Annotated in this window: 14 protein-coding genes; 8 read left to right on the forward strand and 6 right to left on the reverse strand. The window is 46.0% G+C overall.

The genetic code is table 11. The features are described from left to right. Window positions 1–8: 8 nt before the first annotated feature. The 4 genes from GFS24_RS19985 to GFS24_RS20000 form a co-directional block, all read right to left on the reverse strand. Window positions 9–434 carry a hypothetical protein gene (locus GFS24_RS19985; protein ID WP_153662484.1) on the reverse strand — a complete coding sequence of 142 codons (426 nt, stop codon included), beginning with the start codon at window positions 432–434 and terminating at the stop codon, window positions 9–11. 88 nt (window positions 435–522) lie between these two features. Further along, complete coding sequence (locus GFS24_RS19990; protein WP_153662486.1) at window positions 523–1,659, reverse strand: beta-ketoacyl-ACP synthase III; 1,137 nt, start codon at window positions 1,657–1,659, stop codon at window positions 523–525. Window positions 1,660–1,770: 111 nt separating this feature from the next. After that, entirely contained in the window at window positions 1,771–2,697 is a 927-nt protein-coding gene (locus tag GFS24_RS19995; protein ID WP_153662488.1) for a dialkylrecorsinol condensing enzyme, read from the reverse strand. A 60-nt stretch (window positions 2,698–2,757) separates the two neighbouring features. Further along, window positions 2,758–3,471: a head GIN domain-containing protein gene (locus GFS24_RS20000; RefSeq protein WP_153662490.1), complete on the reverse strand. Its 714-nt coding sequence runs from the start codon at window positions 3,469–3,471 to the stop codon at window positions 2,758–2,760. A 127-nt stretch (window positions 3,472–3,598) separates the two neighbouring features. Between GFS24_RS20000 and guaA the strand changes: the two genes are divergently transcribed. The 8 genes from guaA (at window position 3,599) to GFS24_RS20040 (ending at window position 14,563) form a co-directional block, all read left to right on the forward strand. After that, entirely contained in the window at window positions 3,599–5,137 is a 1,539-nt protein-coding gene (gene guaA, locus GFS24_RS20005; RefSeq protein ID WP_153662492.1) for a glutamine-hydrolyzing GMP synthase, read from the forward strand. 32 nt (window positions 5,138–5,169) lie between these two features. After that, window positions 5,170–6,495: an ABC transporter substrate-binding protein gene (locus GFS24_RS20010; protein WP_173003132.1), complete on the forward strand. Its 1,326-nt coding sequence runs from the start codon at window positions 5,170–5,172 to the stop codon at window positions 6,493–6,495. A 76-nt stretch (window positions 6,496–6,571) separates the two neighbouring features. Further along, window positions 6,572–7,567, forward strand: coding sequence for a ligase-associated DNA damage response exonuclease (locus tag GFS24_RS20015; RefSeq protein ID WP_153662496.1), 996 nt, complete (start codon window positions 6,572–6,574; stop codon window positions 7,565–7,567). After that, window positions 7,567–9,153: an ATP-dependent DNA ligase gene (locus tag GFS24_RS20020; protein ID WP_153662498.1), complete on the forward strand. Its 1,587-nt coding sequence runs from the start codon at window positions 7,567–7,569 to the stop codon at window positions 9,151–9,153. Before GFS24_RS20015 ends, GFS24_RS20020 begins: the two co-directional genes overlap by 1 nt. Window positions 9,154–9,299: 146 nt before the next feature. Further along, complete coding sequence (locus GFS24_RS20025) at window positions 9,300–10,115, forward strand: sulfite exporter TauE/SafE family protein (RefSeq protein ID WP_153662500.1); 816 nt, start codon at window positions 9,300–9,302, stop codon at window positions 10,113–10,115. 48 nt (window positions 10,116–10,163) lie between these two features. Then, the gene (locus tag GFS24_RS20030) at window positions 10,164–12,611 is read left to right on the forward strand and encodes a ligase-associated DNA damage response DEXH box helicase (protein WP_153662502.1); all 2,448 of its coding nucleotides are present in this window, start codon (window positions 10,164–10,166) and stop codon (window positions 12,609–12,611) included. Continuing rightward, the gene (gene pdeM / locus GFS24_RS20035; protein ID WP_153662504.1) at window positions 12,608–13,264 is read left to right on the forward strand and encodes a ligase-associated DNA damage response endonuclease PdeM; all 657 of its coding nucleotides are present in this window, start codon (window positions 12,608–12,610) and stop codon (window positions 13,262–13,264) included. Before GFS24_RS20030 ends, pdeM begins: the two co-directional genes overlap by 4 nt. Before the next feature lie 75 nt (window positions 13,265–13,339). After that, complete coding sequence (locus GFS24_RS20040) at window positions 13,340–14,563, forward strand: thioredoxin fold domain-containing protein (protein WP_153662506.1); 1,224 nt, start codon at window positions 13,340–13,342, stop codon at window positions 14,561–14,563. Between the two features lie 1,087 nt (window positions 14,564–15,650). Here GFS24_RS20040 and GFS24_RS20045 read toward each other — a convergent pair. Then, window positions 15,651–16,208 (reverse strand): ORF6N domain-containing protein, encoded by a 558-nt coding sequence (locus tag GFS24_RS20045; RefSeq protein ID WP_216647456.1) that lies wholly within the window; start codon window positions 16,206–16,208, stop codon window positions 15,651–15,653. A gap of 317 nt (window positions 16,209–16,525) precedes the next feature. Continuing rightward, window positions 16,526–17,281: a LexA family transcriptional regulator gene (locus tag GFS24_RS20050; protein ID WP_153662508.1), complete on the reverse strand. Its 756-nt coding sequence runs from the start codon at window positions 17,279–17,281 to the stop codon at window positions 16,526–16,528. Between the last annotated feature and the right edge of the window lie 103 nt (window positions 17,282–17,384).

The raw sequence follows: 17,384 nt of genomic DNA on the forward strand, positions 1-17,384 counted from the left end.
AAAGGTTTTTATTGGGGTCGTTGGAATGGTAACAATTCGCCCTTTTGTAATACATCCGCAGGAATAGAAAAAATGGCTGCGTAACGTGTTATCATTCCGGTGCTTAATTTTTTAAATACAGCAGGTTTCATATGCCGTTTTACCTGCCAGCCGAACTTACCGGCTTTACTGGCCAGCAAAGGAAGGTCCAGCAGGGTTCTTTCCATATAGTATGCAATGGGGCTTTTCTGGCCGGCCAATACCTGGTCCCTGGTTTCATTCACACGATGTTCTACTTCTTCCCAGGCCTGGTCCAGTGCCACATTCTCCGGTTCCCAGCCAACGCTGGATACAGGGGCAGTGTATTCACCAGACTGGTCTACTGCATAAAAAAGTTGTTTAAAGGTGCCTTTGTGCAGGTTGTCGCCATCCTGCGGAACTTCTTCTTTTTTCATTGTTGCAGTTTTGAAGGATATTACTGAAATGCAGCAGGAGCCCTTATTTCCGGCCCCTGCTGCATTATATTGTTCTCGTAATGAATTCCTATACTACCGTGATCTGTGCATATGCGTAAGAGAACCTTGCGCTCTCCGGCACCATCATCACAATTTTGTCTCCCTTCTTCAACAGGTTCTGGTTGAGCAATTCTTCCAGCATAAAATAAGGAGAAGCGGTACCTACGTTCCCTACGCGTGTAAGGTTGGTGAACCATTTTTCCTGTGGGATGTGTACACCCAGCTTTGCAATTTCCTCATCTATCCTGAAACGGAAATATTCAGAAGAAAGGTGCGGGAGGAAATACGTGATCTCATCTATATTGATGTTGTATTTCTCCACCATCGCTTTCCACATATGCGCACCGGAAGGTACAATGTTCTTGCCGAGCAGGCGGGTATCCTGTTTGAAGGAGAAAACGCTGTTGGCAGCCCATTCTTCAGGGGTCATATCTGTCCATCCTTTCGTAGTACCGTCACCGTTCTTGATGGCGCCGGCATACATGCAGGTATCCAGTTCGTTGGCATATGATGCGATCTCTACCCAATCTACGCGGAGCGAGAGGCCTTCTTCATTTGGTTTATCCTGGAAGAGGGCAGCGCTGGCGCCGTCGGAGAGCATCCATCTTAAAAAGTCTTTTTCGAAAGCGATGATAGGGTTCTCTGCGAGGCTCTTCAGGTTTTCTGTTTCCGGCTCAAACTTTTGAGACAGCATCCAGCTGGAGAACTTTTCAGAACCGGTACTTACCGCATTAGTGGTATTCCCGCATTTGATAGACATGAAAGCATACTTAAAAGCCTGCATCCCTGCAGCACAGGCACCAGTAGCAGCAATCAGCTCTACGGGCGGGCATTTCAGGATACCATGCACCATAGCAGCATGGTTAGGCAGCAACTGATCCGGAGAAGTGGTACCGCAAGCCAGCAATTGCAGTTTGTTGATAGGGAACTTTTCATCAAACAGGTTCCGTACCGCCTCAGCAGTCATCTCTGCATTGGAATGTGTAGTTTTTCCTTCTTTATCCAATGCATAGTAACGGGTTTTGATCTTGTTGTTTCCCAAGATCATCGTCCTGGCCCGGGACGGCTTTCCGTCCACCATTCCGAGGATACTTTCCATCTCATCATTCCCTACTGGCTCGTTCGGCAAAAATTTGGAGAGCCTCGTAATATATACTTCTTTCATGACTGGATTTAAAAAAGTTTAAGCGGGCGTAAAGATAAAATTTTGAATGGATAATCGAATCACACACATTTCCCATGGCAGGAAATTAATATACGCTCTCGTCTATAGAGATCATCCTTCCCGGAGATCTATTCCTTTGTAATAAGTAACATCCTTTGCCAGTTGTTCCTTCTGCAGCGTGAGCTTTAACCAGGAAGCAACAGTGGTGAAAGGAGACAGTACAGGAATGGCTACCAACAGAATAGCCCTGTACATGGAAACGCGCCCCTGCCTTCCCGCATCACCAGGACCGCCTTTTTCACTAATATAATTGGCCCAGAAACGGAAAGGTTTCACCCCTCTGAATTCCAGGACTACCAGGCTTGGTTTTAACTCAACGCTTTCCAGCGCCAGTAATTGTGTATGTAACTGGTCATAATTATGCTGCTCCAGCGCCTGCAGGATAGGCTCTGCAAACCTGCCGGATTCAGCGATCTCTTTTTCCTGCACGCCTGCGGGCGGGAAAATAAAGAATGCCTCTTTTTTCCCTTTGGTGGCCCAGCGGAGGATAGTGATCAGGGATACCAGGTTGGGATTTTTGTCTACCAACACGATATTCCCTACCAGTTTTGCACCTGCCTTTTGCAGGTAACGCTTCATTTTCTCCTGTGCATTGATCCACATGTTCCGGCAACCGAGTAAGGTAACTACCGGTTTACCCTTCAGCAAGCGGATACCTTCTTCACTTTGCAAAAATGCTGCCACTGGTTGAGACGGGGAAAGGAACCATGGCTGATAGGCCATGATCACCAGGTCAAAATGCGTATTTGGGTCCACTTTCAGTGGCATGATATGACGCGGTTTTGCCAATACCGTTTCCGGCATGGCATCAAAAAACGCCTGTTTAGACCATGGGAAAGGGAAAGGCTGAATGGGCACCAGTTCCTCGAACACTATATCTGCCTTGCCCTGCAATGGCGCTGTCACATGATCAATAATTCTCCGTAGCTGACCGGTTTGGGTGAAATACACCACTAATATCTTAGGTTTCTGCGTCATAAGTTGGTTCGGATGGTCTTATAAAAAGCCTGCAAACATACAAAAGATTTTCAATTTGATTTACTGCTTCTTTACTGACCCGGAGCCAATCTTATTGAGCTCTACGGTTGGATCTCCTTTATATTTCACATCGCCGGAACCTACTATATTGGCTTTCAATGAACGGCTGGCATGGAGGTCCACATTCCCGCTGCCGGCAATGTCCAGATCCGCTGTTTCCGTCATCAGATCTTCCAGGTGTGCGTTTCCGCTACCTGCCAGGTTCACTTTCAGGTCCCGGGTTTCTCCTTTTACCTTAAAGTTACCGGACCCTGCCAGATCGAGATTCACTACAGGGGCGCTAAAGCTGGCGTTGAGGTTTCCGCTGCCGGAAAGGCTCAGGTGTACCGGAACAGCGCTTTCAAAATGGCTTTGAATATCCAGGTCTCCGGAGCCGGAAAGCTCTGCGGATACCAGTTTAGCTGTTGTGAGGTAGATCTTCACCTGTTTGCGGGTATTGATGTGTACATTCCTTTTGAAACGCACTTCCAGCCGGCCACCGTCCTCTACCAGTTCTATGAAGGGGAGGATATTATCTTCCGCTTCAATAGTGGCATGAGAAGTATTGCCTTTGGTAATATATACATTCATGGAGCCGGATGCCTCCACAGCAGTAAATTCACTGAGGTCACGTTCTTCTTTACTAACGTTACCGCTGCCACGCACTTCGTCGCAGGAGACAAAAGCGGGAGTTAAAAGGAGCATTAATGCAAAATATTTCAAATTCGTAAGCATAACCTGGGTTTAATATTGGACTAGTTGCCCGGAAAATTACAAAGAATTCCGCGTTCCGCATGCATTTCACATCATATCCCCCAATTCAGAAAACCAAAATCCGAAATTCCACTATCTTTGCGCGACCATGACAGAAAAGATCTTGATCCTCGATTTCGGTTCCCAGTACACTCAATTGATTGCAAGAAGCATACGGGAGCTGAATGTTTATTGTGAAATTCAACCATGTACGAAGTCCATTACCTGGGACGACAGTATTAAAGGTATCATTCTCTCCGGTTCACCATTTTCTGTGAACGACCCTCAGGCGCCTGTAGTGGACATTGCCGCCATGGGCGAAAAAGTACCGGTTTTAGGGGTTTGCTACGGCGCCCAGCTGATGGCGAAAGTATTTGGCGGAGATGTGGCCAAAAGCAGCACACGTGAATATGGACGTGCCTTTATGGAGCACAATGACAAAGAAGAGCCCTTATTATATGACATTTCTCCCAAGAGCCAGGTTTGGATGAGCCATGCGGACACTATTAAACGTCTCCCCGAAGCTTTCATTCCTATCGCTCATACTGAAAATATACCGGTAGCAGCTTTCAAAAGCTTTACCCTGGCCAAATTCCCGCTTTTTGGACTACAATTCCATCCGGAAGTAACTCACTCCCTGGAAGGCAAACAGATCTACCGCAACTTCCTGGTACACATCTGTGGTATCAGGCAAGACTGGACACCAGCAGCTTTTGTACAGGAAACAGTAGCTAAGATCAAAGAACAAGTTGGTGATCAGAAGGTAGTGATGGCTCTCAGTGGCGGAGTGGATTCCACCGTAGCGGCTGAACTGATCCATAAAGCTATTGGCAGCAACCTCTATTGCGTGTTTGTTGATAACGGACTTTTACGGAAAGACGAATACGAAACGGTACTGGATTCCTATAAACATATGGGACTCAATGTAAAAGGGGTAAATGCCAAAGAACTCTTCTATGGTAAGCTGAATGGAGTGAAAGATCCGGAAACAAAACGCAAGATCATTGGCGGCCTTTTTATAGAAGTGTTCCAACAGGAATCCACTGAGTTAAAAGATATTGCCTTCCTCGGTCAGGGTACTATTTACCCCGATGTGATCGAATCCGTTTCTGTGAATGGTCCTTCTGCTACTATTAAATCACACCATAACGTAGGCGGTTTGCCGGAGAAAATGAAAATGGGTCTCGTAGAGCCCCTGCGTTTCCTTTTCAAAGATGAAGTGCGCCGTGTAGGTAAAGAGATAGGTATCAGCGATATTTTCCTCGCTCGTCATCCTTTCCCCGGTCCTGGTTTGGCTATCCGCATCCTGGGTGAGATCACTCCTGAAAAAGTGCACATGCTCCAGGAAGCAGACGCTATCTACATTGAAAACCTGAAAGAATCCGGCCTGTACAACCAGGTATGGCAGGCAGGTACCATCCTGTTACCTGTGCAAAGTGTTGGTGTGATGGGAGATGAAAGAACTTACGAGTTCTGTGTGGCCCTCCGCGCGGTAACTTCCACAGATGGTATGACGGCAGACTGGGCGCACCTTCCTTACGAGTTCCTCGCCAAAGTTTCCAACGACATTATTAATAAGGTAAAAGGCATTAACCGGGTGGTGTACGACATCAGTTCCAAACCTCCGGCTACGATAGAATGGGAATAATTAAGGAACGATTTTTGCAATTTTGGCACCATATGAACCGATCGAGTACCATCACCAGTCTTGTAATAGCAGTATCATGCATGATGCTGATGCAAGCCTGTAGCATCTTCCGAAGCACTCCGGTTAAAACTGACGGTCCGCCGCCAGTATTGACCAGGCCGAAACCGGAAGAAAAGAAACCAGAAGAAAAACAGCCTGAAGTAAAAGGAGCGCCATTTAATGTACCCGCTTTTGCGAAAGAAGTGAAACGCAGCAGTTATAATGTGGCCATTTTTGCCCCTATGTACCTAGATTCTGTTTTTGCTGCCAGCCTGGATATTCCCGGCCGTACCATGCCACGGTATGTATTACCCGGCCTCGAATTCTACGAAGGCGCACAACTGGCGCTGGATACCCTGGAAAGACAAGGCGTACAGCTGAATGTACAGGTTTATGATAACAAAGCCCGCCAGGCAGATGTAGCCGCCCTGATCCGTAACAAACAACTGGATGCCATAGACCTGATCATTGGCGCAGTAAGCACACCGGAACTGAAACTGCTGAGCGACTTTGCCAAACAAAAAGAGATCAACTTTGTGTCCGCTACCTACCCGAATGATGGCGGCATTACAGATAATCCTTTCATGCTCATCAGCAACAGCACCCTGAGATCTCATGTGGAAGCGATGCATGATTACGCACAGAAAGGTTTTGCCAACAAGAACATCCTCATCATCAGAAGAGGTACTGCTTTTGAAGCCGGCATTGCCAACCATGTGAAGAATGCTTACGAGAAGATGAACTACGACAAGAAATCACGGGTACGGGAAGTGATCTGGAATGAAACCACTACAGACCTGCAACTCACACAATACCTGCTGGCAGACCGTCCGAATATCCTGATAGTAACAGCATTGGATGAATTAGGCGCAAAGACCATCCTCCGGAAACTGGCTGCACAAAAAGCCACTTACCCGATGCATATTTTCGGGATGCCTACCTGGGATGTGATGAAGTTCAAGGAGCCTGAATTTGCCGGCTTAACGCTGTATTATTCTTCTCCTTATTACAACGACAAAACGGATATCTATAGCAAGTATGTAATAGATCATTTCAAGAACGTTTACAAATCACGCCCGTCTGACATGGCTTTCAAAGGTTTTGAGCAGACGTACTACTTTGTAAAACTGCTTACGCAGGATGGCCTTTATTTTAACAAGGACCTGAACAAACCCGGCAACAGGATGTTCACTACTTACAATTTCCAACCGGTGTATTCAAAGGATGGAGATCAAGTACCGGCTTACTTCGAGAATAAAAATATTTACATTATCCAAAAGGGAGACAGTGTTGATTTCAAAATGAATTCAGCCTTGTAAAGATGTATTGCTGTTATTGTAAAAGGGATGACCACATTGGTCGTCCCTTTTGTTTTTATGCTATATTTATCTAAGCATGCTCACATTCACAGATAAAGGTATCTACTGCCCGGCAGGGGATTTTTATATAGATCCCTGGAAACCCGTAGCCCGGGCTGTGATCACACATGCGCACTCAGATCATGCGCGGTTGGGTAATCAGCATTACCTCTGCACCAAAGACAGTGTTCCCTTTCTGCAATTACGCCTGGGTAAAGAGATCAGTGTGCAGGGACTGGCTTATGGCGAAACCATCTATATCAATGGTGTTACGGTCTCTTTCCATCCGGCAGGTCATATGATCGGTTCGGCACAGGTGAAGGTTACTTATGAAGGGCAGACCTGGGTGGCCAGCGGAGATTATAAAGTAGAGAATGATGGTATCTCGGGTGAATTTGAGCCGCAGAAATGCCATGTGTTCATTACGGAATCCACCTTTGGTTTACCTATTTATCACTGGAAACCGCAGCAGGCTATTTTCAGTGATATACGCACATGGATGAACGAAAATGAGCAGGCCGGGAAGAATAGTGTGCTGGTGGCTTACAGCCTGGGCAAAGCGCAAAGACTGCTTTACAATTTGCAGCATTCCGTTTCGCGTTTTTTAGTGCATGGTGCTATTTTTAATGCGCATGAAGTATGCCTGCAAAATGGGTGGCCGCTTCCTCCCGTAGAATTGATCACACCGGAAACCCCGAAAGAAAGTTACAAAGGCAGCCTGATCATTGCCCCTCCTTCTTCAGCTGATTCTACCTGGATGAAACGTTTCAATCCTTATTCACTGGGCGTTTGCAGCGGCTGGATGCAGGTACGCGGAAATGCGCGGAGGAGTAATGTGGATGCGGGTTTCCCCATATCAGACCATGCAGACTGGCGGGGATTATTACAAACGATCAAACAAACGGGTGCGGAAAAAATATTTGTAACGCATGGTTTCACCAGTGTATTGGCACGTTACCTGCAAGAGAATGGTTTATCGGCCGAAGAAGTGAAAACGGCCTATGGTAGTGAAGAAGAAGAAATTACATCCTGATGCAGCATTTCTCACAACTCATATCCACACTGGCGCAAAGCACGAAGACCAACGAAAAGCTGGAGGCGCTGAGCCGTTATTTTACCACGGCAGATGAAAAGGATAAACCCTGGGTGCTGGCACTCTTTAGCGGCAGAAGACCCAAGCGGGTATTGAATTCTGCGCAGATGCGGCAATGGAGTATGGAACTCACCGGTTTGCCGGAATGGTTGTTTAATGAATGTTATCATACGGTAGGTGATCTGGCAGAAACGATCGCACTTTTATTACCGCCACCGGAAACAAAAGCTGGTTCTCACCCACTGCATTACTGGCTGGATGGATTACTTCGATTAGATAAAGCCAGCGAAGAAGAAAAGTCTGCCTTTGTGCGCAATGCCTGGGACCAGATGGAATACCGTGAAAGATTTGTATTCAATAAACTGATCACCGGCGGATTCAGGATAGGTGTTTCTCAAAGCACTATTGTGAATGCGCTGGCGAAAGCATATAACATTGTCCCCGCCACGGTTTCCCATCTCATCAGTGGAAACTGGGACCCGCAGCAGATCACCATGACTGCATTATTGAATGAAGAAAGCAGTACTATAGATGATTCCAAACCTTATCCTTTTTTCCTCGCCTATGCATTGGAAGGAGGGCCGCAAACATTAGGCGATCCCGAGGAATGGCAGGCGGAATGGAAATGGGATGGCATCAGGGGGCAGGTGATCAGAAGGAACGGACAGCTCTTTATCTGGAGCCGTGGGGAAGAACTCATCACAGAGAAATTTCCGGAGATCACTGCATTGTTGCCTCACCTGCCGGATGGCGTGGCCATTGACGGGGAAATATTAGCTTATGATCTGGCAGCAGGCCGCCCCTTGCCTTTCCAGGCATTACAAACCCGTATCGGCAGAAAGAACCTGACTAAAAAACAATTACAGGAAGCACCGGTGATCTTTCACAGTTACGATCTGCTGGAATATGATAAACAGGACCTGCGTTTGTTACCGCTGCAGGATCGCAGGACATTGCTGGAAAAACTGGTGAATAAAGCAGATCAGCCAGCGCTGAAACTCTCTCCTGCCATCCCTTTTACGAAATGGGAGGAATTAACTGCTTTGCGGGAAGAATCCAGGAATAACGGCAGTGAAGGATTAATGCTGAAAAAACTGAACTCCGTTTACCAAACAGGGCGCAGGCGTGGTGACTGGTGGAAATGGAAGATAGATCCTTATACAGTGGATGCAGTGATGATCTATGCGCAAAAAGGCCATGGCCGGCGTTCTAACCTGTATACAGATTATACTTTTGCCGTGAAGAACGGTGATCAGCTGGTACCTTTTGCCAAAGCCTATTCCGGATTAACAGATAAAGAGATTGCCGAAGTAGACAATTGGGTGAAGCGTAATTCACTGGAAAAATTCGGGCCGGTGCGTACGGTGAAACCGGAGCTTGTATTTGAAATAGCCTTTGAAGGGATAGGATTATCCAGCCGCCATAAATCAGGAATTGCCATTCGTTTCCCCAGGATACACAGGTGGCGGAAAGATAAGCCTGTAGCTGAAATCAACACTTTAGACGATCTCAAAAAACTCCTGTAGACCATACCCCTTTAGTCTACAGATTATGTGTTGATATAACCCCCTAAATTTGTACTTATATCCTTACTGCCTCTGGTAACTAAGGGAACCAACATTAAAAGATTTTTACCCGCAGGGAACACCAACCACTGCTAACTATTTCACGAATGGATGCGTTGAATGCATTATTACTTGTAGGCTTAGGATTCTTCATTGGTACCTTTGGGACACTCATAGGCGCCGGTGGCGGATTTATCCTGATGCCACTTCTACTGTTAATGTACCCCGATATGTCTCCGGATGTATTGACGAGTATTTCCCTGGCCGTAGTATTCCTGAATGCTTCTTCCGGTTCCATTGCCTATGCCCGTAAAAAACGCATCGATTACCGCTCTGCGCTCATCTTTGCATTGGCTACTTTACCCGGAGCCATTATCGGCGCCTTTACCACTACTTTATTATCCCGTCACATTTTCAATATTATTTTAGGCGCCCTGTTAATAGTGGTAGCCATATTCCTGATGCTGAAACCGCAGCAGGGCGGATATGCTATGAGAGGCTTGAAAGGCCGTTGTGTAGATCGCTGTGTAACAGAAAGGAATGGCGATGAACACCGCTTCTCTTTTAATATCTGGACAGGCATCTGGATCAGTTTCGTTGTTGGTTTTATCAGCAGCTTATTAGGTATTGGCGGCGGCATTATTCATGTGCCTGCATTGATCAGTCTTTTAAATTTCCCCATACATGTAGCTACGGCTACTTCTCACCTGATATTAGCTATCATGGCTTTGGCCGGCACTATCGTTCACATGATCCAGGGTAGTTTCTGGGAAGGCTGGCAAACAGCTTTAGCCATTGGCAGTGGTGTGGTGATAGGTGCGCAACTGGGCGCAGGGCTTTCTTCCAAAGTAAAACCGAAAGGTATTATCCTTGCGCTGGCAGGGGCTTTGCTGATAGTAGGCGTACGGTTGATCCTCACTTAAAAATTCCCGCTGTGCTTTTCGGATTAAATTTTCCTAATTTCGAAAGGCATGAAAAATACACCCGGCTGGCAAGCGATAGAACAGTGGCTGGCGGCAAAAGAATTAAAGCCGTTCACCTTCCAGGAAGAAGCTTGGGAACATTACCTGCAGGGCCATTCCGGCCTCGTAAATGCCCCTACGGGCTTCGGCAAGACGTTTTCTCTGTTCCTGGGAGTAGTGATCAGGTGGATGAATGAAGAGCCGGCATATCGCAGCAAAACACACAATGGTTTACAACTACTTTGGGTAACCCCTTTACGCGCACTCGCCAAAGATATCGGCCGCGCCATGGAAGAAGCTTTGCATGAATTGCATATTCCCTGGAAAGTAGGCATCCGCAGTGGTGATACCACTACTGCTGTTCGGGAACAACAGAAAAAACAGATGCCGGAGATCCTCATCATCACACCGGAATCCATTCATATCTTATTATCACAGAAAGAATACGCATCTCGTTTTGCCGGTTTGCATACAGTAGTAGTAGATGAGTGGCATGAACTGATTGGCAGCAAAAGAGGTGTGATGGTGGAACTGGGATTGAGCCGTCTCCGCGGGTTGAATAAGGGATTGCAGACCTGGGGGATCTCTGCTACTATCGGTAACCTGGAAGAAGCGTTGGATGTATTGATGGGGTTTGGTGGTCAACAAAAAGCCATCGTGCGGGCAGATGTGCACAAAGCTATTGACGTGCAATGCATCCTCCCGGATGAAATTGAGAAATACCCCTGGGCAGGGCATCTTGGCATCAGACTATTGCCAAAGGCTTTATCGGTGATACTGGAAAGTAATACTACCCTGCTCTTTACCAATACCCGTTCCCAATCTGAAATATGGTACCAGCAGATATTGAAGGCCTGTCCGGAGTTAGCAGGAGCCATTGCTTTGCATCATGGTTCCATTGATGCGGAATTGCGGATCTGGGTGGAAGAGGCTTTGCATACAGGTACTTTAAAATTGGTGGTTTGCACTTCCAGTCTTGACCTGGGTGTGGATTTCCGCCCTGTGGATACGGTGATACAAGTGGGCAGTCCCAAAGGTGTTGCGCGTTTTCTACAACGTGCAGGCAGAAGTGGTCACAGGCCGGATGCTGTGAGTAAGATCTGGTTCCTGCCCACCCATTCCCTGGAATTAGTGGAAGCCGCGGCCTTGAAAGATGCCATGGCAGCAAATATGATAGAAAGCCGCATGCCGGTGATCTTAGCATATGATGTACTGCTGCAATACCTGATGACCCTCGGCGTATCTGATGGATTTAATGCAGATGAAATATGGAACGAAGTAAAAGGCACTTTCTGTTTCCGTGATCTCATGCCCGATGAATGGCAATGGATCCTTTCTTTTCTCACCACAGGCGGAGAAGCACTTTACAGTTACGATGAATTTCACAAACTGCATAAAGTAGGCGATCACTATCATTGCGTGAGCCGCCAGCAGGCCATGCGGCATCGTTTGCACATCGGCACCATTGTAAGTGATGCCATGCTCAAAGTGCGTTTCATGACAGGCGGGTACGTTGGCGTGATAGAAGAATACTTCATTTCCCGCTTAACTGCCGGCGATAGTTTCAGCCTCGGCGGGCAGAACCTGGAATTTGTGATGATCAAAGACATGACGGTACTGGTACGCAAATCGAAATCGAAGAAAAGTATCGTACCCAGCTGGAATGGCGGGCGTATGCCCCTCTCCGCCAACCTGGGTAAAATGCTCAGGCGCAAATTTCATGAAGCCATGGCCGGTACCGCGCAGGAAGAAGAGATCCTCATCCTCCAGCCTTTATTCGATCTGCAACAATTGCTGTCGCACATCCCCAAAGAAGATGAGCTGCTCATGGAACAGATCGAAACGCAGGACGGCTACCACCTTTTTGTATACCCTTTTGAAGGACGGCTGGTGCATGAGGTAATGGCTGCACTCCTGGCCTGGCGGATCAGCCAGCGGCATCCTATTACTTTTTCCATCGCCATGAATGATTATGGTTTTGAACTCTTATCAGACCAGCCCATTCCTGTAGATGATACCAATGCGCAGGAATATTTCTCACTGGAAAATCTGAACATTGATCTGCAAAGCAGTGTAAACTCCACAGAAATGGCGCGGCGCAAATTCAGGGACATCGCCGTGATAGCAGGCCTCGTATTCCAGGGATTTCCCGGAAAGGCGAAAGCCAACCGGCATCTGCAATCTTCTGCCTCTTTGCTGTTCAATGTCTTCAATGATTACGATTCCCAGAACATCCTGCTGCGGCAGGCTTTCAATGAAGCCTTCTTCTACCAGATGGAAGAAGCACGGCTCCGGGAATCCATGGACAGGATCTATCATAACAAGATCGTGATCACTTTCCCGCAGCGACTTACACCATTCTGCTTCCCTATTAAAGTGGATAGCCTACGGGAACAATTAACCAGTGAAAAACTGGAAGACCGCATCAAAAAAATGACTTTATTTACGTACGAATGAGCTTAGAGGATACCACATTTCAGTTTAAGGGCCAGCATTGGCGGCTCTCGGCCGGCAGGGCTATTTATTGGGAGGAAGAGAACGCATTGATCGTGGCGGACCTGCATGTAGGGAAGTCTGCCCACTTCCGGAAAGCAGGGATTGCCGTTCCTGCGAATATCGTGCAGGAGGACCTTTACCGCCTGCAACAACTCATTACCAAATATCATCCGAAACAGATCCTCATCGTGGGGGATATGTTCCATTCCTCCGCCAATAATGAAGTGCAATACTTTAAGATCTGGCGGCAGCAGTTTCCCCACATCACTTTTGAATTGATAGAGGGAAACCATGATATATTGGAGTCCTCCGTCTACGATGACCTCCAAATTAACCTCCACCAGGTACTCTCCCTCCGTAACTTCTATTTTGTGCATGATGCTGAGGACAAACCCTCAGTGCTGGAAGGCCATTACCTTATCTCGGGGCATATCCATCCGGGGATCAGGATGATCGGAGCCGGCAGGCAGAGTTTACGGTTACCCTGCTTTTATTTCGGGATGGAAGGGGCTGTTTTACCGGCTTTCAGTGGGTTTACGGGATTGTATTCCCTGCATCCGGAGCCGGATTCTGCGGTATTTGTGATCGCGGAAAAGAAGATATTCCGGATATAGATCTTTTTCTGTATTTTAGGATAACAGACCCATTAAGAGACCTTACACTCACACTATCAAAATCAAAAAACCGTCATGAGAAAAGTATTATTCCTCCTATTTCTATTGCCCCTGTTTGCTGTAGCCCAGGACAAGGGGATCAAATTTGAACATGGATTATCCTGGAAAGAAATTCAGGCTAAAGCCAAAGCCGAAAACAAATATATTTTCATCGACTGCTTCACTACCTGGTGCGGGCCCTGTAAATATATGACCGCCAACGTTTTCCCACAGCAGGAAGTGGGTGATTTCTTCAACAGTAAGTTCATCAATGTAAAACTACAGATGGATGTTACTCCCGGAGATAATGAAGAAGTGAAAAAGTGGTATGAAGATGCTAAAGCCATTGGCGAGCAATATAGCGTGAGGGCGTATCCTACCTTCCTCTTCTTTTCACCGGATGGTAAAGTAGCACACCGTATGGTAGGTGGCGGAGAAGCAGAGCCTTTCATTGCCCGTGCCAAAGAATCCCTCGAGCCTGAAAAACAATATTATGCACAGCTGACTAAATATGAGCAAGGCAACCGCGATCAGGCTTTCCTCCGGAAATTTGCGGAGTCTGCTTTAGCTGCTTATGATGCAAAAACAGCACAAGCTGTATCTACAGAATATTTTAATACACAGAAGGACCTTTTCACCAAGGAGAACCTGGAACTGCTGGCTAAGTTCACCCGTACCAGTAAGGACAAAGGGTTCACTATTTTCCTGAACGAAGGTGCAAAAGCCAATAAGATATTAGGCGAAGGCAAATCAGAAGGAATTGTGTCCGGCATTATCAGCAATGAAGAAATATATCCTAAGATCTTTAAGAAAGATGCCGGCGCTCCGGACTGGAATGTTTTGCAATCAGATCTGGCAGCCAAATATCCTGCGCTGGCGGATGAAATGATCGCTAAAAGCAAGGTGATCTATTATTCCAATATGAAAGATGCAGAGAATTCTGTGAACAGCATTGTTGCCTATATGAAGAAATATAGCCACAAAGCCAGCCCGCTGGACCTGAACCAATTTGCATGGGCAATATTTGAGAACTGCAAGGATATGAAATGTGTGGAAGATGCGTTAGCCTGGAGCAAACGTTCTTTCAGTGAGAACCAGGATCCTAATTTCATGGATACTTATGCTAACCTGCTTTATAAGCTGGGCAGGAAAGAAGAAGCTATTTCCTGGCAGGAGAAGGCTGTAGGGCTATCTAAGGATAAAAAGGCGCTGCAGGAAACACTGGATAAAATGAAGAAGGGGGAGAAGACCTGGAATTAAGGGGTTTCTTTTTCTATATAAGATATGAACTTGAGGACGCAAATTGCGTCCTCAAGTTTTTTTAAGGGGGATTGGATGCTTAATGGTGGGGAGTTTAAGGGTTGTTTCTGCCTTCCGATTTACTTTAAAATCTTTAAAGAATAAATGCACCAAATTGGAGGACGCAAATTGCGTCCTCCAATTTCTGGGATGCTGGAAACCTTTAAGCGTGCTAGTTTTTCGGATAATTTCCGTTTTGTCTTTACATGGATTCACCTTTAAAGGCAAATGTTTGAGGACGCAAATTGAGTCCTCAAACATTTTTAATCGCTGAAGACCTTTATGTATATTGATTCGTCGGGGAATTCCACTTCTTCTTTTTATCCAGAATTTGCCATTTTAAGGATATAAACTTGAGGACGCAGTTTGCGTCCTCAAGTTTATTTTAACCGGCTGAAACCTTTATGCAGATGGCTTCTTATGGAAGTTTCACTCTCCTAATTTTTATCCAGAGCCTATCATTTTAAGGGGAATAAACTTGAGGACGCAAATTGCGTCCTCAAGTTTACTTTGACCGGCTGAAACCTTTATGCGGATGGCTTCTTATGGAAATTCTACTATCCTGTTTTTTATCCAGAGCCTAGCATTTTAAGGGGGATAAACTTGAGGACGCAAATTGCGTCCTCAAGTTTACTTTAATCGACTGAAACCTTTATGCAGATGGCTTCTTACGGAAATTTTACCATCCTGTTTTTTATCCAGAGCCTAACATTTTAAGGGGGATAAACTTGAGGACGCAAATTGCGTCCTCAAGTTTACTTTGGCCAGCTGAAACCTTTATGCAGATGGCTTCTTATGGAAGTTTCACTCTCCTAATTTTTATCCAGAGCCCATCATTTTAAGGGGAATAAACTTGAGGACGCAAATTGCGTCCTCAAGTTTACTTTGGCCAGCTGAAACCTTTATGCAGATGGATTCTTATGGAAGTTTCACTCTCCTAATTTTTATCCAGAGCCCATCATTTTAAGGGAAATAAACTTGAGGACGCAAATTGCGTCCTCAAGTTTGTATTAATCGCTGAATACCTTTATCTGTACTATGTTTTATTCTAATTTTCCGTTTCCTCTTTCCTGTTAAAACCTATTAAAGTCCTTGGTTCCTTTGGAGGACTGAGCAGCTCCTTCAGGTATTCAAATATCTTCTTAATCTCGCCGTCGTGGCGAGATGTTTTTGTTTCCAATTGCTCCAGTTTCAACAGGATATCTTTATGGGTGAGCATCATTTCCCGCATGCGGGTAAAGATCCGGATAATACGGATGTTCATAGAAATGGCTCTTTCACTGCTCAGTACGCAGGACAACATAGTAACTCCCTGTTCAGTAAAGCAAAATGGAGTATAGCGCAAGCCTCCATGGCGATCATTATTGGCCGACGCCATTTGCTTCTTCCAATTTTCGAGTTCCCTTTTACTCATTTGGAACATAAAATCTTTAGGGAATCTGGTTGTATTCCTTCTGACAGCCTCTTTCAGCCGTTTGGTCTCTACACCATATAACTCCGCCAGATCGTGGTCTAACATTACCTTTTGCTTTCTAATGTAATAGATCTTATCCATTACAACTTCATCCGGTACTACAATGGTGTTTTCATTCTGTTTGGTAGTCATAAAACAATGGTTTTAAAATTTGACATTATACATCGGTTCATCCTTTCGATGGACCATGAGATTGCATATACACTTTTGAGGACGCAAATTGCGACCTCCAATTTTGATCATGTTCTCTGGATGTAGAATGTTTATTTGGGGTAGGTGGGAAAGAAAAATCAGTGATGCAATATACAACGAAAAGTGTCAGGAGAAAACTCCCGACACTTTGATGGTTAACTTGGGGGGCAAACAATGTTTTCCTATGTTCCCTTGCATATGACATTGGAATCAACCTATGTCAAATTTTTGTTCCTATAAATCCTATATCTGTGTTCCTAGTTTTTCATTTGTTTTTTGAGCATGCTCACCTGGTCCTGCAGCTGGCTGACCATGCCGGCAAGATGGTTTACACTGAGGCGGTGTTGCTGACCCATTTTCTGGATCACGGCATCTGCCTGCCAGATCTCGAGTACTTCTTCCATACTAACGGGGTACGGATCATACTGCGGGTTATCTGAAACGAGGGTTACTTTGCTCTTGGAGCGGTTGCTCTTCACCACACGTTTGTACACAATGCCTTCGCGGTTGGTGACTACGATATACGCTTCGTTGTTGCGGATATCTTCCCAGCCATCCACCTTATGGCAGACCACTACGGAACCGGATGGTGTTGGTAACATAGAGTCTCCGGCGATCTCAAAAGCCCTGTAACTTCCGGCACCTAACATGGGTAAGGTGAAGGTGTTCAGCTCTTCTATGAATTCGTCGTCATTAAAACCGGCCAGGTAACCGGCGGCAGCTTTAACGGGAACAAAGACAACGTTCTGCCGGTCTTTACTCCCCATCTTCTGCTGACGGCGTCTTTCCAGGAAGCTTTCCTTCGAGGAACTCAGATCGCGGCGTAACAGATCATCGATGGATACACGAAACATGTCAGAAACCTGTTCCAGTACTTCGGTACGTGGTTCTGCCCGTTCTTCTTCATACGCGCCCAGCAGGGAACGTTTAATGGAGAGACGATCGGCAAACTCCTGCTGCGTCCAGCCCTTTTGCTTGCGCAGATATTTAAGATTACGACAAACAGTAGACATCCCTAAATAATTTAGTATGATAATGCTAACAAAATTAGCAAATATTTTTTATAATTACCAAATTAATCTTGGGTGCATCACTTATTTTTGTTGCAGACAAACT

It is taken from the genome of Chitinophaga sp. SYP-B3965, assembly GCF_009647655.1.
GTDB lineage: Bacteria > Bacteroidota > Bacteroidia > Chitinophagales > Chitinophagaceae > Chitinophaga.

Coding starts and splice junctions, on each gene's coding strand:
- GFS24_RS19985 (WP_153662484.1), bottom strand. CDS start 434: ATGAAAAAAGAAGAAGTTCCGCAGGATGGCGACAACCTGCACAAAGGC.
- GFS24_RS19990 (WP_153662486.1), bottom strand. CDS start 1,659: ATGAAAGAAGTATATATTACGAGGCTCTCCAAATTTTTGCCGAACGAG.
- GFS24_RS19995 (WP_153662488.1), bottom strand. CDS start 2,697: ATGACGCAGAAACCTAAGATATTAGTGGTGTATTTCACCCAAACCGGT.
- GFS24_RS20000 (WP_153662490.1), bottom strand. CDS start 3,471: ATGCTTACGAATTTGAAATATTTTGCATTAATGCTCCTTTTAACTCCC.
- guaA (WP_153662492.1), top strand. CDS start 3,599: ATGACAGAAAAGATCTTGATCCTCGATTTCGGTTCCCAGTACACTCAA.
- GFS24_RS20010 (WP_173003132.1), top strand. CDS start 5,170: ATGAACCGATCGAGTACCATCACCAGTCTTGTAATAGCAGTATCATGC.
- GFS24_RS20015 (WP_153662496.1), top strand. CDS start 6,572: ATGCTCACATTCACAGATAAAGGTATCTACTGCCCGGCAGGGGATTTT.
- GFS24_RS20020 (WP_153662498.1), top strand. CDS start 7,567: ATGCAGCATTTCTCACAACTCATATCCACACTGGCGCAAAGCACGAAG.
- GFS24_RS20025 (WP_153662500.1), top strand. CDS start 9,300: ATGGATGCGTTGAATGCATTATTACTTGTAGGCTTAGGATTCTTCATT.
- GFS24_RS20030 (WP_153662502.1), top strand. CDS start 10,164: ATGAAAAATACACCCGGCTGGCAAGCGATAGAACAGTGGCTGGCGGCA.
- pdeM (WP_153662504.1), top strand. CDS start 12,608: ATGAGCTTAGAGGATACCACATTTCAGTTTAAGGGCCAGCATTGGCGG.
- GFS24_RS20040 (WP_153662506.1), top strand. CDS start 13,340: ATGAGAAAAGTATTATTCCTCCTATTTCTATTGCCCCTGTTTGCTGTA.
- GFS24_RS20045 (WP_216647456.1), bottom strand. CDS start 16,208: ATGACTACCAAACAGAATGAAAACACCATTGTAGTACCGGATGAAGTT.
- GFS24_RS20050 (WP_153662508.1), bottom strand. CDS start 17,281: ATGTCTACTGTTTGTCGTAATCTTAAATATCTGCGCAAGCAAAAGGGC.